Here is a 15492-nt window from a genome sequence, read left to right as displayed (position 1 = left end):
TATGTTTCGTAATATCCTTATGTTTTCCGAATGTGCTTGCCGAATCATCCGCCGATCGCGGTGATAGGAGCGCCTCGGGGGACGATGCATCGAAAGCAGTCGGCTAACGCCGCACTGGAACCTTTGTCAGGAGTAATCGATGCCGCAGACGTCAGCGCCAACCCTCAATCCAACAGCATCGGGAAACGGCAATCCCGATCTCGGCTATAATCCTCCCGGCGTCCGCAATACCGATTCCACTGTACCGTTGCACCCGGCGGAGGCCGTAACTCATGATTATAACAGCGACGGCCCGGCGCCCGGCAGACTGGCGTTCCGCTGGACCTACGGTTCCAATGTCGCGGCCAAGAACCGCGATCCGCGCGTGCAGGTCGTGCAATATAATGAGGACAGTTTTGTCCTGCGACAGAATGTTTGCGTACATTGGGAAGCGCCCTTCACCTATCTTCTGTTTGGCAACAAGGGTGCCCTGCTGATCGACAGCGGCGCAACGGCCAATGCGAAACATTATCCGCTGCGCGAGACGGTCGATGCCATAATCACCCGCTGGGGACAGGCGAGAGGGCGCAGCAAGGTGCCGCTGACTATCGCTCTGACGTCCGGCGAAGACATTGGGCAAAACCAGGGTCTGGTACAATTTGCCGGACGACCGGATACAGTCATCGTGCCAACGCCGCTGAATGTAATGAAACAGCATTATGGGTTCCGGAACAGCTGGCCTTCGGGCACGGGTACGATTGATCTCGGCGACCGGGCGATCGAGGTCATCCCGACGCCTGGCACCCACAAGGACGGCGTCACATTTTATGATCCCTATTGCCGCGTCCTGTTCACCGGCGATTTCCTGTATCCCGGCAAGATCAATATCGGCAATGATCGCGATTTCGTAACGTCGCTGGAACGGCTCAAGACATTCGCGGCGGCCCGTTCACCCAAATGGATTCTCGGCGGTCATGTCGAGATGATGTTTGCGCCCGGCAGATATTATCCGCGCTTTGCTACCTATAAGCCTTACGAACGAATATTGCAGCTGGAACCGGAAGTGATCGATGAAGCGCTGCAATATGCGCGCGAAATCCAGGGCAAGGACATGCTGCTGATCCGTCCGGATTTCGTACTCTACAACGGCGTCAGTCCCGATCAGCGGACCTCGGTCTGGCCCGAGAACGTGCCCCGGATCAACCCGCCCCGGCCGTTTTGAAACCAGAGAGGACTCTCATGGATCGTCGCACCTTCCTATCCTATAACGCCACAGCCGCCACCGTTGCGGTCACCGGCAATACACTCACCACATTTGGCGATTCCGCGATGGCCGCAACGCGCCCGGCACCCATCGATTTCAAGCGCAATGTTCCGGCGCCCGGTGCCTTTCCCGAGCGCTGGATATGCGGTTCGGAGTCCTGCATGGACAATATGGATCCGCCGGTTCAGGTCCACTGGTATAATGCGCACACCGCGATCCTCCGGCAGAACAAGGCCTATAGTTTCGAGGCGCCCTTCACGCCGCTCTATTTCGGTAATGATCGTGTCCTGTTGCTCGACGAGGGCTTCACCCAGTTGCGCAACGACTGGGACCTGCGCGGGGTGGTCGACGACTGTATCGCGGACTGGTGCGCACGGAACGGGCGGGATCCGGCCAGTCTGGAACTGCTGGTTGCTTTCAGCCATCTTCACTCCGACCATTATGCTGCGGTCAATCAGTTCGCCGACCGGCCCAACACCCGCTATATGGGCCTGACCCATGAAGAAATGCTCGGGTTCTGGGGCATGACCAATTACCCGGAACAGCGCGTGACGCTTGATCTGGGCGGACGCGAGATTCTGATCTGGGGCTCACCCGGCCATGTGGTGTCGGAATTTGCCTATTATGACAATTACACCCAGATTCTCTACACCGGCGACATGTTCTATCGCGGGCGCTGCTACATCACTTACTGGGAGCCCTGGTTCGAGAGCATGAAGCGGCTGATCGAATTTGTTGATACCCATCCCGTTACCCACGTCATGGGCTGCCATGTAGAGATCAGCAAGGATGGCAAGGACTATCCTTACGGTGTTACCTATCAGCCTGATGAAGCGCCGGTGCAGATGACAGTGAAACAATTGCGCGAGACGTTTGCTTACGCCCAGACGATCACCGAGCCGGGCATCTATTTCACCGGCACGGTTTTCCTCTGCAACCAGACGCGCAGTACCACCACGATCGATACAAATCCTTATCGTTACTAACCAGCCATATCGGCGCTTCGCAGGAGTCTTCACATGAAACGTTCAATCGCCCTGATGCTGTTTTTCGCAGCGGCTTGCTCTCCCGCCGAACAGCAACCGGCTGATTCTCCCACCGCGCTGGAACCGGAAAACCTGGTGGAACAGACTATCGCAGTACCAGATTTTGCCGACTTTCTGGCCGTCGACGGCGATACAGTTTGGGTGACCAATCGGGGCCGGGTCGAGCAATGGTCGACCGAGAAAATGCTTGCATCGGTCGAGATGCCGCGCCCGTGCGGCACGATGGCCTTATTGTCCGGTTCGCTCTGGGTCGCCAATTGCGAGGACGCAAACCTGTATCGGATCAACCTTGAAACGGCGGAAGTGGAAGCAATGATCGCCACCGGTATTGCCAATCCCAAAGGCGAGACAAATGTGGTTGCCGGTGCCGGTTCGATATGGGTGCCGAGCGATTCCGAAGGAAAGGTCGCTCGCATAGATCCCGAAACCAATGAAGTGATCGCAACCGTCGACGTCGCTCCGCAAACATTTTTTCTCGCATATGGCCTGGACGCCTTATGGGCGGTCAGCAGCGACGAAAAATTGGTCCAGCGTATCGACCCAGCGACCAACAAGGTGACCGGTACAGCCGAACTCGGCAAGCAACCAGGCTTTCTCGCTGCCGGTGAAGGAGGCGTCTGGATACAGGAGCAGGGTGACGGAACGGTTGCCCGAGTTGATCCCGAAACCATGGAGGTTACCGGTCGCACGAAAGTCGGAGATAGCCTCTTGTACGGGGACATCGACACCGGGGGCGGCACGGTCTGGCTGCGGACGACCGAGGACCAGACCTTCGTCGCCATCGACGCCGAGACGCTAGAAATCCTCACCCGCGCCGGTCCGGCAGCGGGCAGCGGTGCTGTGCGCTATACGCCGAACGGCATTTGGACCAGCGCCCATGACGTGGAAAGCATTTCCTGGTGGAGCGTCGGCGAGAACGCATCCGAATAAGGATTTCGGCCGACTGACATGGCCCGCGATGATTCGTTTCCCTTTCTCCACCTCCGCGAGAAGGGGAAAATGAACGCGTTAACAACCGACACGCAAGCCTGAAAACAGGCGTAAAAACACAGAAAATACACGATATATCAGCTACTTGATCAGTTTATTGTGCACCTGCGAACAAATCATGGTTATTACTCTTGACGCAATAGGTAATATCTATATCGTATGTGGTGTCGCGATTGAGAACGACGTCCGATGGGAGAAGAAAACCTGAGGCATTAAGCCGATTTCCGGCTTGATAGGGGGTTTTCTATGGGTCGAGTGTCGGATCGCAACACACTATCAGAAAAGCGGGAAGCCAGCGCCGAGGGCTCTTATTCCGGCACGCTATCCGAACGCCATTCGGGCGAAAGTCCGATCAAGCGGACATTGATCAACCTTATTCCTCCCGCGACGGTCGTTGCCGTTGTCCTTTTCTGGATGCTTGCGCCAGCATCCGTGACCGACAGCCCCTGGTCCATTGTGGTTGCCGGGCTTGCCATCAGCTTTTTTGTTCTGGGTCTGGAACAGTTGCTCGAGCGGCACGAGGGCTGGCGTCTGACGCGCAAGGAATTTGCCACCGATATTTTCTATCTGGCCCTCCAATATACGGCAATCGGCTGGGCAACCGAGACGCTGGCCGACAAACCGCTGGCCACGTTCAAGGAGTCGATTGGCATCAGCACGGAATGGGCCATGCAGATGCCCTTTCTGCTGCAGGTCGCCCTGGTAATATTCCTCTACGAGTTCGGCCAATACTGGATGCACAGACTGATGCACGACTGGTATCCGGCCTGGCTGACCCACGCGCCACATCACCATATTACCCAGCTCAACGCACTAAAAGGGTCTGTGGGCAATCCGATCGAACTGTTCCTGATCAGCCTCAGCGTCATTGCGATCTTCGATCTCGACACGGCGGCGCTGTTCTGCGGCTTCAACGTGCTCACCGTGGTGTCCACCTTCGCCCATGCCAATGTGCGTTCAAACCCTCCCCTATTCTATTCCTATGTGTTCACGACCATCCGCCATCACAGCCTGCATCACACGGCGCTGAGCTATGAAGACACGCGGTGCAATTACGGCAATTCCCTGATCCTGCTCGACCGGATTTTCGGCACGTTTCGGGACGGGGAATCCGAAGAGGTAGGACAGGATGACCGCAGACGGCTGTCGATTTACGAGCAGTTTGTCTTCCCGTTTCAACCCCTGATCAACAAGTTCAAGGCCCGGCACGACGAACCATCGTCGGCCGACATTCAAGGAGGAGAATATATCGAGAAATAAGTTCGGGATCGCAAAAATCGGGAAAAATAGCAGCCCCGATTTTCGAAGCGTCCGCTGCAAAACCGAATAACGGGAAGCGGGCAAAAGACCAGATCCTCAAGACAAGGTCGCAGGATGAACGACATATGTCTGGCCCCCCGGGGCAGTAAAATGAGGGAGTATAATAATGATAAAGGACGCAAGACTTAAGCTAGGCCTGCTTTCCGCGACAATGTTGACCAGCACCGTGGCCGCTACGCCTGTTTTCGCCCAGGAAATGTCGGAAGACATTTCTGCCGAAGGGGCTGGAAGCGACAATATGATCGTCGTCACCGCTACGCGCCGGGCGACAACATTGATGGAGACACCCGTCAACATTTCGGTTGTCAGTGACGAAGATCTTGAACGCAACCGGATTGACGACGTGCGTGATCTCGCCGATTTCACACCTGGCCTGACAATTTCCGACACCGGGCCGGGGACAACGGGTTCAATCGTTCTGCGCGGGCTGAATGCATCGGGTGTGGACGATAGCGGCACTAACTATGATGACTCGCTCGGCATCTATCTGGGTGAGGTTCCTCTATATTATGATTTCAAGCTTATCGACATCGAACGTGTCGAAACGCTTCTCGGACCGCAGGGCACGCTCTACGGCCTTGGTACTTTGGCTGGTGCAATCCGCTACATACCCAACCGCCCCAATGTGAACAGTATCGAAGGAGCGGTGCACGGCCGTGCATATGCCAAGTCCCATAGTGACTCCTTTGGCGTACAGGTTGACGGCATGATCAACATACCGATCCTGGAGGATCATGTCGCCTTTCGTTCTGCCACAGGTTATTACTTCGATCCTGGCTTCATAGATTATACGACTCTGGTCCAGGTACCCGGCGTATCCCTGCCGCAGCCGGATGGTCCAGACAGCATATCCGCCGATGGCTATGCCGAAAATCTCACCAGGGAGAAGGATCTCAACTACGAACGGACGTTCACCACCCGAAACCAGTTGCTGCTGCAAACCACCGAAGACCTGAAACTGATCCTGACTTACGCCTATCAAAAGACCAAGACTGGTGGCGGGCAGTCGAACAGTGCCGGCGTGCTCGGCACCGGTCGTTACGAGAATGCGAGCCGCTTCACCGAACCGGTCGAACGCGACGCCCATCTTTTCAGCGCTGAAATCAACGCCAATGTCGCGGATATTTTCGATATCGTTGCCACGGGCGCCTATACCAAGGTCAATTACCACGGCCAGAGCGACGTGACCGACCTGCTGCTCGATCTGGATTATGATTACGAGCTGTTCCCCGCTTTCGCCGGATATACCGAGTCCGACACTTCCCGTAAGCAGAAGAATGCGGAAATCCGCCTCGTTTCAAGGCATGGCGGCCCGTTTAGCTGGGTACTCGGCGGCTTTTACAACGAGAATGAATATCAGAGCGATTATGCCGAGCGTATACCGAACCACCCGTGGGTAGATGTGGCCACGAATCCGGAAGCGCTCGAATATGTCAGCTATATCACGTCGAAAGTAACCGAAAAGGCGGTCTTTGGTGAGGCCTCCTTCAAGGTCACGCCTGAATGGCAGGTTACTGCCGGCGCGCGATATTTCAAATATAGCTCCACAATTGCCGGCGCAGCAGCGCTACCGGTGCTCGGCGATCCGCTCAGTCCTTATGATCTGCCAGTGAACGGCGGGGATGCAGGAGAAGACGGCTGGGTATGGAAATTCAACACTTCCTATAATTTTGCACCGGAATTGATGGCCTATTTCACCTATAGCAAGGGCTATCGCATTGGCGGTCCGAACCGGGTCGCGCCGTGCCCCGATAATATCGTGCCCGGTCAGCAAATCATCTGCGCTCTGCCGGAAGAATTGCAATATGGACCTGATACGACCAAGAATCTCGAGCTGGGCATGCGGGCGCAATTGTTTGACAACAAGCTGTCTTTCAATTTCAACATCTTCCAGGTCAAATGGCAGGGAATTCAGGTTGATTCCGCCACACTTTACGGAGCGACGGGCATTACGGTGAATGGTGGTTCGGCGGAGTCGAAGGGTTTCGAGACCTCGTTCCGCTTCAAACCTGTTCCGGAACTGACGATCCAGGGCACATATTCCTACACCGATGCCAAATTGACCGAGGATGTACCCGGCATCATCACCATTCGCGAGACGCCAGGGGACTATTCCAACCGGTTCGTTCAGCTGGACGCGCTGGCAGGCGATCGCCTGCCCGGCTCGGCCAAAAACTCCGGAAGTCTCGGTGTGACCTACGTAACACCGGTGATGGATGGAGATTTGATCGCAAACTGGACGGCAACCTATCGCGGGAATGTTGTGTCCCGTATCGGTTGGGATCGGGCCTATGGTGACAAGATCCCGAGCTATATCCTGAACCGCGCTTCTATCTCATATGACACCGACAAGTTCACGATCGGCTTGTTTGTCGACAATGTCTTCGACAAATATGCTGTGGTGTCGGTTGCCAATGACCGTTCGCGCATTGGCGTCAATGACGGTGTCACCGTGCGCTACTACCGGCAGGCCGTGATCAACCCTCGGACCGTCGGCCTCGAAGGACGGTTCAAGTTCTGACAGCCTGCATCAAGTTTGACTAAAACGGGGCACCTGCCGGAAACGGCAGGTGCCCCTTCCCTATTGGCGCACCTTTTGCAGTAATCCGATCAGCGCCGCGCCGCTCTATTCGACGCGAATGCCATGCTCTTCGAAAAATGCCCGTGCGGGCTGCAGCGCGGCTTCGTGCGTACGCCATTTGCCCACCGCGTCCGCATTGATTGGACGGCGAACCTGAGCGGCGCTTGGCGTTGCTACAGCTGCGCTGTTTTCGTGGAAAGTCAGGCAGGCGTCGTGCCAGTTCAGACCGCAATGCTCCAGCAACAGCCTGGTCTGGCCTTCCTGGTCCGTGACCAGCTGTTCGTAGGATAGCTGCAGCACCAGCCCGGGGAATAATTTATCCCACATCGCCATCAGCCGGTCGAAGCGTGCATAATAGCGCGCGGTGTCGAGCAGGTCATAGGAATAGGCATAATAAGCGGACTGGCTGGCGAACAGATTCTTGTAATTGCTCCAGACCGTATCCATCGGATTGCGGCGCAGGCAGACAATTTTTGCATGAGGCAAAGCGCGCGCAATATGACCGATATAGAGAAAATTGGCGGGCAATTTGTCAGTAAAGCGCGCCGCGCCCTCATGTCTGTGATGGCCAGCCTGGGCGAGATAGGCATCACCGATCTTCACCGGATCGATATCGCCGCTCGCCGTGATCGTTTCCCGGTCGATGACATTACGGGACGATGTCGCCGCCAGTCGCTTGACCGCAAGCGGCATGGCCTGCAGCTCCCCCGCCGACCCGACATCGGGATGTGACGAAAGAATGCGATCAACCAGAGTTGTTCCCGTGCGGGGCATGCCGACCACAAATATCGGCGCCTCCACGGAACATCCTGGCGCGGGGCGGAGACTATGTAATTGCTCCGAGAAAAGATTCTCGATCGCATCGAATATAGCCTGGTCCTGCGCGAAATCATATCGGAGCGAACGCTTGTGCTCATCATTGGCAGTGGAAAGATGAAGGAAGGATTCTCCATCACCGATATCTTCCAGTTCCTTCGCCAGCGCATAGCGGATGCGCAGCGCGTCACCAGGCTTCACTGCCCCGCTCAGTGCCGCTTTCAGCCGTGGCACATGGTTCGACTCTAGCGTTTGGCGGGAAGCAATCGCCAGCGCGTAATGGGCTCGCGCATTGCCGGGGTCGGCGGATATTATGGCCTCATAATGGGCCAAGGCTTCCCCGACCCGGCCGGTAAAGCCGGCAGCGGCCGCGAGATTATAGCGATAGTCGATATTATCCGGTTCGGTGGCAACCGCGGATTGGAAAGGCGGGACCGCCCCCTCATGATCGCCCAGACGGGTAAATATACAACCGATCGTATCGAAAGTCCGCGCATCACGGGGTGCCAGCGCCATTGCCCGTTGCGCGGCCTCAGCGGCTTCGCCATCACGCCGCAGCAGGATGAGCAGCTTCGCCAGTTGTGCCAGATGTTCCGCTTCCGGTCCCCGTTCCACCGCGGCTTCGAGCAGCGGTACAGCCTTGGCGATCTGGCCGGCTTCGGCGGCGGCAATCCCGAGAAGGAAATAGCCTGCAGGCTGGGCTTCATCAGCCGATATCATGGATCTGGCGACAGCCGCAGCAGCCGGTATGTCACCGTGCTTCAAAGCTTCCCTTGCTTTCGCTTCCAGCGTCAAAACGGAACCGCGATCCATGGTTGATATACAACCAGTGCTGACTGGGAAGAGAGCGATCGGGATAGCATTACGGAACTTTCCATTGCCTTTTTTCCATAGCCGGTAATCGGAGCCTGTCAAAGTGAACCGGTCCTGAAATATGACATTATTGGAATTTGGTAATAATTCAACTTTCTTTCGAAACAAGTTGTGCTAGATTGTTGCCTGGGGTCGATCGGCCCGACAATCCCAGCTTTTATCGCCCAGTCAAAGAGGTTTGAAATGTTCTTGGAAGATATTGGAATCATTCCCTCTCAGGAGAAAAATCCGGCAGCAGCTGAACCGTCCCCTTCTATAATCAACCTCACTCGCCGCGGGTTCGTAGCGGGAACCGGTCTCTTCGTTGTTGCGGTCACGCTGGCGGGCTGTTCCAATACGGAACCCGATGTTGACGCCGCAAATATGAAGATTCCCCAAGCAGGGCCCAGCCCGCTTACCGACGTGGAAGGCGGAGATGCGACACCCGCTTTGTGGATTGCAATCGAAAAGGACGGAACGGTCAAGATCACCTGCCACCGATCGGAAATGGGTCAACAGGTCTGGACTTCAATGGCGCAAATTATTGCCGACGAACTGGACGCAGACTGGGAGAATGTCGAAATTGTCCAGGCCGAAGGGCACGAGCGCTATGGCGACCAGAATACAGACGGATCGCGTTCGGTACGCTATAATTTTCACAGGCTGCGCCTCGCTGGCGCGGCGATGAAACAGATGCTCGTCTCGGCAGCGGCTCTCTATTGGAAACTGGATCCGTCGCAGTGCAGCGCTGCCACAGGCAAAGTCTCGAACAGCGAGAATGGCGAGACCCTGTCTTACGGCAATCTGGCCAATATTGCCGCCAGACTGCAGGTACCGTCAGAAGCCGATATTGTTATGAAGGATCCGAAGGACTGGCGCTATATAAACAAGGAAATTCCTTCACTGACAGTTCCGCTGATCACCAGAGGGGAAGGAACATTCGGCATTGATGTCCATGTGCCGAACATGGTTTATGCTGTCATCGCGCGGCCACCCCAGGTCTTTGGTCGGACCGGATCCTTCAACGATAGCAAGACCCTGGCCATTCCGGGCGTATTGCAAAGCGTAAAACTACCGGACGCGAAGCCGCCCGCGATGTTTCAACCGCTGGGCGGTATAGCGGTCGTCGGGACCGACACCTGGGCCGCGATTCAGGGGCGCAACGCATTGGAGGTCGAATGGCTGGACGGACCGAGTGCCGGCTATGACTCCGATGATTTTCGCAAGGCGATGGAAATCAAGGCCCGGCAACCCGGAACCGTCCGCCGTAGCCGGGGAAATGCCGGCAAAGCTCTGGCTGCAGCCGATAAAACCATCTCCGCAGAATATTACACCCCGCATCTTTCGCAATCGCCGATGGAACCGCCTGCGGCCACGGCGCGCTGGACCGGTGACAAGCTGGAATGCTGGGCCTGTGTCCAGGACCCGCAAGCAACACGGCAGACCCTGGCTGACGTGCTGGACATCGATAAGGAAAATATCACGGTGCACGCCACCTGGCTGGGTGGCGCTTTCGGACGAAAGTCCAAACCGGATTTTGTGGTCGAAGCCGCTCTTGTCGCACGGGAGGTGGGCAAGCCGGTCAAGGTGACATGGACCAGAGAAGACGAAGTCCGGCATGGTTTCTATCACTCCACCAGCGCGCAAAGGCTTGAAGCGGGACTGGACGGTGCAGGCAAATGTACCGCCTATCGCCACCGTTCTGTCTTTCCGCCAATCAGTTCCACATTCGACTCCGCGACGGATGTGCCTTCGGATGGTGAAATGGGTATGGGCGCCACCGATGTACCGTTCGCGATCCCCAATTTGCAGGTCGAATCCGGCACTGCCAAGGGTCATCTGCGAATTGGCTGGTTGCGGTCGGTTGCCAATATCTACCACGCCTTTGCCGTCCAGAGCTTTGCAGCGGAAATAGCGCACGCAGCCGGGCGTGACCAAAAGGACTATCTGCTGGAACTGATCGGGGAACCGAGACTGGTCAACCCCAATGCGGAACAGGCTAGCTACAGGAATTATGGCGGCTCGACGGAAGACTATCCAATCGATACCGGCCGGCTGGCCGAAGTTACAAAGCTGGCCGCAAAAATGGCCGACTGGGGAAGAAAGCTTCCCGAAGGCCATGGCCTTGGAATCGCGGCTCACCGGTCATTTCTGACCTATGTCGCCACCGTGATCGAAGTGAAAGTTGCTTCGGACGGAACTCTGACCATTCCCGGTATATGGCTTGCGGCAGATGCCGGGACGGTGGTCAACCCGCGCCACACAAGGGCGCAAATGGAAGGCGGAACGATTTTTGGCCTGTCAAATGCGCTTTACGGAGAGATAACCGCGAAAAATGGCGCCGTTGTGCAGGATAATTTTCCCAGCTGGCGAGTCATGCGAATGGGCGAGGCCCCGAAAATTTTCGAAGTCGAGATCATTGCCTCCAACAGCCGGCCCGCAGGGGTCGGGGAACCGCCGACGCCACCTGCAGCACCTGCCCTGGCGAACGCAATTTTCAACGCCACCGGGCAGCGTTTCAGGACATTGCCGCTGATCGGGGCCAATCGCGACAAGCTGGATATTCCAGCCATCTCGACACGTTGATTGAGGAGCATTTCATGGCGACGACCCTGAACATAAATGGAAAAAAAGAAACGGTAGAAGCAGCGCCGGGGACCCCTTTGCTGTGGGTTCTTCGCGATCATCTGAAAATGACCGGGACCAAGTTCGGGTGCGGGATCGCGCAATGCGGTGCATGCACCGTCCATGTGGACGGCACCCCGACCCGCGCCTGCATCACACCGCATGACAGTCTCGACAATGCGAAAATCACGACCATCGAGGGATTGGCAGGAACTGCAGCTGATGCAATTCGCGATACATGGGTGGAAATTGATGTCCCGCAATGCGGCTATTGCCAATCCGGTCAGATCTTGGCCGCTACTGCCTTGCTGAGCCAGAATGCCGCCCCGACGGATGCCGACATCGATGAAGCAATGAGCGGCAATATCTGCAGATGCGCCACATATATGAGCATCAGGCGTGCGATCAAACAGGCGGCGGGAAAACTCTGACAGCCAACTGCTTGGGAAATAGCCCTATGACCGGACTGCTGTTGGCTCAGGGCGAAGCGGCCCGAGCTTGTGGATCTTTCCCAAGCCCAGGCTTGCCGTTTATCAGATGAATATTGCGGATCACTCTGGCCAACATGTGCGACACTGCCGCGAAAAATGGCGCATCAGAGCGCATGGCGCGCGGACCGGACCCGACGCTTTCCATATTGATCGACAGTTGGCGGTAGGCACTCATGGCGGCGGCGCCACGCCGCGACAGCCAGCCCGTCCGACAGGCTCTGGGGATTATTATCCGAATTGTGCAGCAGCCAGAGCGGCTGGTCCGACGCCGATATATCGCAGCCAGTGCGCCTATGGACGCCATCTGGACCGAGACGGCGACGGGATAGCTTGCGAACAATCGGGTGCTACCTGTTGGCATAAAAAAGCCCCGCCGGTTTCCCGGCAGGGCTCTCTTCATATCTTGGTCGCTTCAGTTCAGAATTTGAAACCTGCACCGATGCCGTAACGCCGTGGTTCGAGCGTGAAGACATTGGTGTAGAGGCCCGAAGACTGGTCGGTTACATAGAGACCTGTTTCGGAATTGCTGTCGAAGATATTCTGGACAAAGCCGCGGACATACCAGCGGTCATCGGTACCGTTCAGCTGGATCTGGGCATTGGCTTGCGCATAGCCGTCGATCCGGTTGACATTGCCGTTGAAAATGCTGCCATAGCTTTCTCCGGTATAGGCAAGGTCGACACGCGGGACGAGGCTCATGCCATTGTCGAATTCCATGCTATATTGAACGCCGATGGAAAATTTCAGCTTTGGCGCCTGCGGCAACGAATTGCCACGGATATTCTTGGGGACACCGGCAGCGAAATATTCGATTCCGCCAAAGGCAGCCGGATCCAGGCCAGCGCCCGCAAATGCGCCCGCTGCAGCGGCTTCCAGTACACCGCAGATCCCGAAGGCACCGGTGGAGGCTATGCCGCCGTCAGCCGGGAAGGATACGGTTGGCTGCAAGCCCGCGCCAGCGGCCAGTCCGGGAACGAGCCCCGCGTTGATCACCCCGTTCACGCTGTTGACGAATGCATTCACCCCGGCAGCATTGCCGGACGTGGATGTAACCGCACAGTTGGAAGCGTTGGTGATATCCTTGATGATCACGGCATCGGAACGGCCGCCGCCAAAGTCACGGGGATCGCTGTTGAAAGTGTCTCCCTTGACCTCGGTGTGCAGATAGCTGAAGCCCATGTTGATCGTCCAGTCCGGATCAGGACGAATGATCGCCTCGACTTCCGCACCGTAAATATCGGCATCGATATTCTCGTTCACCGCGGTGCGCGCGACGATCTTGCTCAGCTGCAGATCCTTATATTTATAATAGAAGGCCGTCAGGTTGAGCTGCAAGGCACCATCGCCGAACGTATTTTTCGAACCGATTTCAAACGCATCCACCTGCTCGGGCCGGAAGGATTCCGGAACCTCGAAAATCGGCTGCAACGGCGGATTGAGGCCACCGGACTTGTAGCCACGGGAATAAGAGAAATAGATCAGATTGTCTTCGGTCAGCTTGTAGTCGACAACCGCACGTCCCGTAATCTCGTCATTCTTGACTTGCCGGTTCTGGAATATCTGGTTGCCGGGCGTGCCTGGGTCCGCATCGAATGATCCGACAAAGGGAGATTCGAACGCGTTCGTGGTCTGACTATAGGGAACGAGGAAGCTGGCAAGGGTTGACCGCGCCTGGACGTTCTTCTTGTCATTATTGTAGCGCAAACCACCGGTCAGCTTCAGAGTGTCGCTGATGTCGAAATAGACTTCGCCGAACAGGCCGTAGGATTTAACGGTCAGATCATCCGTATTGTTACGGAAGTAAGGCGTTCCGAGAAATGACGGATCCAAACCACCACCCAGAGACGTGAAACTGCCGAGCAAACCGGCAACATAGTCGATTGCGAACGCATTCACATAATAGCTGTTCTCGGTCAGATGATAATCGGCATAAATACCACCCAGCAGGAAGTTAAATGGTCCATCCAGATCGCTCGAGATGATCGCTTCCGCCGACCAGCTGCTATTATACTGGTTTGAACGGTCATATTGCAGCGGCGATGTTGCACAATTGCTGTTCCCGCCAAACGCACCGAGACCGATCGTATCGGTATCTGACGTACATAATACACCATTTGGCCCATCGGGAATGATCGCCGCAGCGAGCGGTGCGAAATAGGAAGCCGGAAGACCTGGAACAAGCCCCGCGGCGGCGGCTGCGAGAGTGTTGAGCGCAGGCGCATAGCCGTCCCGGCGACCGATATTGTTGTTATAATCCTGCCGTGAATCCAGCTTCACCTTCTGATATGTTCCGGAAAGCTGCGCGCTGATCGGACCAAAATCATGCTCGATCTTGCCCTGGAATGTCAGCTCACTGGTGAAATATTCCGGTGTAAAAGCCGTGTTGACCGTCCGCGGGTCGGATGGGATGCCAACGCCTTCATATTGATCGGGGCCATAGAGACTACCCAGTGCGAAAGCGGTTGGTATGCCTTGCGTTGCGAGAAACTCCTGCGAAGACAATGCAGCCGTGAAAGTGGCGTTTCCATTGAACGCCTGGGCATCGCGGCGATTGTTCAGACAGCCCAAAATACCGGTTTCGTCGCGCTGGCAATATTGCTTCTGGATCCGCATCCGGTTGTCGTCTTCACGGAAATAGGATGCCATCAGATCGATCGTGGTGTCGGGACCTGGCTCGAAACGCAGCGAGCCGCGAATCGAATAGAGATCGCGATCATCAAGATCGGGACCTCCGTTGAGATTGGTTGTGTAGCCGTCGCGTTTCACATAAATGCCGGCACCGCGGAACGCCAGGCTGTCGCCCAGCGGGACGTTGACCATGCCCTTGACCTTGATCGCATTATAATTGCCATATTCCGCGTCGCCCGAAGCCTGAAACTCGCCGAGATTCGGCTTGGCGGAGACGACATTCACAACGCCTGCGGTCGCGTTCCGGCCAAACAATGTACCCTGCGGTCCGCGCAGGACTTCCACGCGCTCCAGATCGAAGAATTCTGTTTCGAACAGACGAGTCGAGAACAGAGGCTGATCATTCAGGTGGATGGCGGTCGCCTGATCGCAAGACACGCCGACGCAAAGGTCGCCGATCCCGCGGATGGTAAAGCTTGAACTGGTAAAATTGGTCTTGGTAAATGTGATGTTCGGAAGCGTCAGCTGGAGATCGGAACTATTCTCGATCTGCTGCGCTTCGAGCGCCTCTTGTGAAAATGCGGAAACGGCAATCGGCACGTCCTGAGCACTTTGCGCCTGACGTTGCGCGGTAACGATAATGACATTGTTATCAATAACACCATTGTCCTGACCCTGCGCCATGGCAGGTACGGACGTTGCAGATATAGCTGTAGCAGCCAACAATAGCGATTTACGCATTTCTCTCTCCCAAATCCCAACGTTCTCACCGGAGAGTGTAGCTTTTGCTCATCCCCCCGATTGGCAAACATTCAACTAATCGCGCGATTAAGTCCAGCCGGAATTTTAGAAAATGCATGAAGGCATTACATTTTTGCACCATAACGGGGCAATTTGATG

10 protein-coding genes are annotated in these 15492 nt (G+C 56.1%); 8 read left to right on the top strand and 2 right to left on the bottom strand.

Going from position 1 to position 15492, the window contains the following annotated elements:
• The first annotated feature begins 139 nt into the window (after positions 1-139).
• The 5 genes from CHN51_RS14485 to CHN51_RS14465 all read left to right on the top strand — a co-directional run bounded on the left by CHN51_RS14485 (position 140) and on the right by CHN51_RS14465 (position 7120).
• Entirely contained in the window at positions 140-1201 is a 1062-nt protein-coding gene (locus CHN51_RS14485) for an MBL fold metallo-hydrolase (protein ID WP_100094656.1), read from the top strand.
• A 17-nt stretch (positions 1202-1218) separates the two neighbouring features.
• Positions 1219-2229: an MBL fold metallo-hydrolase gene (locus CHN51_RS14480; protein WP_100094655.1), complete on the top strand. Its 1011-nt coding sequence runs from the start codon at positions 1219-1221 to the stop codon at positions 2227-2229.
• A gap of 33 nt (positions 2230-2262) precedes the next feature.
• A complete protein-coding gene (locus CHN51_RS14475; protein WP_100094654.1) occupies positions 2263-3219 on the top strand; it encodes a hypothetical protein in 957 nt (318 codons plus the stop codon).
• Between the two features lie 306 nt (positions 3220-3525).
• A complete protein-coding gene (locus CHN51_RS14470) occupies positions 3526-4539 on the top strand; it encodes a sterol desaturase family protein (RefSeq protein WP_100094653.1) in 1014 nt (337 codons plus the stop codon).
• 166 nt (positions 4540-4705) lie between these two features.
• A complete protein-coding gene (locus tag CHN51_RS14465; protein WP_100094652.1) occupies positions 4706-7120 on the top strand; it encodes a TonB-dependent receptor in 2415 nt (804 codons plus the stop codon).
• Between the two features lie 105 nt (positions 7121-7225).
• Here the strand turns inward: CHN51_RS14465 and CHN51_RS14460 are convergent, their stop codons facing one another.
• Entirely contained in the window at positions 7226-8809 is a 1584-nt protein-coding gene (locus CHN51_RS14460) for a tetratricopeptide repeat-containing sulfotransferase family protein (protein ID WP_100094651.1), read from the bottom strand.
• Positions 8810-9052: 243 nt separating this feature from the next.
• On the opposite strand from CHN51_RS14460, the gene CHN51_RS14455 reads away from it, so the two are divergent.
• From CHN51_RS14455 to CHN51_RS14445, 3 genes are all read left to right on the top strand, one after another.
• Positions 9053-11434 (top strand): molybdopterin cofactor-binding domain-containing protein, encoded by a 2382-nt coding sequence (locus CHN51_RS14455; protein ID WP_100094650.1) that lies wholly within the window; start codon positions 9053-9055, stop codon positions 11432-11434.
• Positions 11435-11448: 14 nt separating this feature from the next.
• Complete coding sequence (locus tag CHN51_RS14450; RefSeq protein ID WP_100094649.1) at positions 11449-11904, top strand: (2Fe-2S)-binding protein; 456 nt, start codon at positions 11449-11451, stop codon at positions 11902-11904.
• A gap of 106 nt (positions 11905-12010) precedes the next feature.
• A complete protein-coding gene (locus tag CHN51_RS14445; protein ID WP_100095663.1) occupies positions 12011-12412 on the top strand; it encodes an excalibur calcium-binding domain-containing protein in 402 nt (133 codons plus the stop codon).
• On the opposite strand, the gene CHN51_RS14440 is transcribed toward CHN51_RS14445, so the two are convergent.
• Positions 12382-15333, bottom strand: coding sequence for a TonB-dependent receptor (locus CHN51_RS14440; protein WP_100094648.1), 2952 nt, complete (start codon positions 15331-15333; stop codon positions 12382-12384). The genes CHN51_RS14445 and CHN51_RS14440 overlap by 31 nt on opposite strands.
• Positions 15334-15492: the final 159 nt, after the last annotated feature.

It is taken from the genome of Sphingorhabdus sp. YGSMI21 (genome assembly GCF_002776575.1).
In the GTDB taxonomy this organism is placed as follows: domain Bacteria; phylum Pseudomonadota; class Alphaproteobacteria; order Sphingomonadales; family Sphingomonadaceae; genus Parasphingorhabdus.
Note: the sequence above shows the minus strand (reverse complement) of the source record. Positions and strands in the feature narration are given on the sequence as shown.

What these genes read in the sequence shown, in the direction of transcription:
- CHN51_RS14485 (WP_100094656.1), top strand. Translation starts at nt 140, where the DNA reads ATGCCGCAGACGTCAGCGCCAACCCTCAATCCAACAGCATCGGGAAAC.
- CHN51_RS14440 (WP_100094648.1), bottom strand. Translation starts at nt 15,333, where the DNA reads ATGCGTAAATCGCTATTGTTGGCTGCTACAGCTATATCTGCAACGTCC.
- CHN51_RS14445 (WP_100095663.1), top strand. Translation starts at nt 12,011, where the DNA reads ATGAATATTGCGGATCACTCTGGCCAACATGTGCGACACTGCCGCGAA.
- CHN51_RS14450 (WP_100094649.1), top strand. Translation starts at nt 11,449, where the DNA reads ATGGCGACGACCCTGAACATAAATGGAAAAAAAGAAACGGTAGAAGCA.
- CHN51_RS14475 (WP_100094654.1), top strand. Translation starts at nt 2,263, where the DNA reads ATGAAACGTTCAATCGCCCTGATGCTGTTTTTCGCAGCGGCTTGCTCT.
- CHN51_RS14455 (WP_100094650.1), top strand. Translation starts at nt 9,053, where the DNA reads ATGTTCTTGGAAGATATTGGAATCATTCCCTCTCAGGAGAAAAATCCG.
- CHN51_RS14465 (WP_100094652.1), top strand. Translation starts at nt 4,706, where the DNA reads ATGATAAAGGACGCAAGACTTAAGCTAGGCCTGCTTTCCGCGACAATG.
- CHN51_RS14460 (WP_100094651.1), bottom strand. Translation starts at nt 8,809, where the DNA reads ATGGATCGCGGTTCCGTTTTGACGCTGGAAGCGAAAGCAAGGGAAGCT.
- CHN51_RS14470 (WP_100094653.1), top strand. Translation starts at nt 3,526, where the DNA reads ATGGGTCGAGTGTCGGATCGCAACACACTATCAGAAAAGCGGGAAGCC.
- CHN51_RS14480 (WP_100094655.1), top strand. Translation starts at nt 1,219, where the DNA reads ATGGATCGTCGCACCTTCCTATCCTATAACGCCACAGCCGCCACCGTT.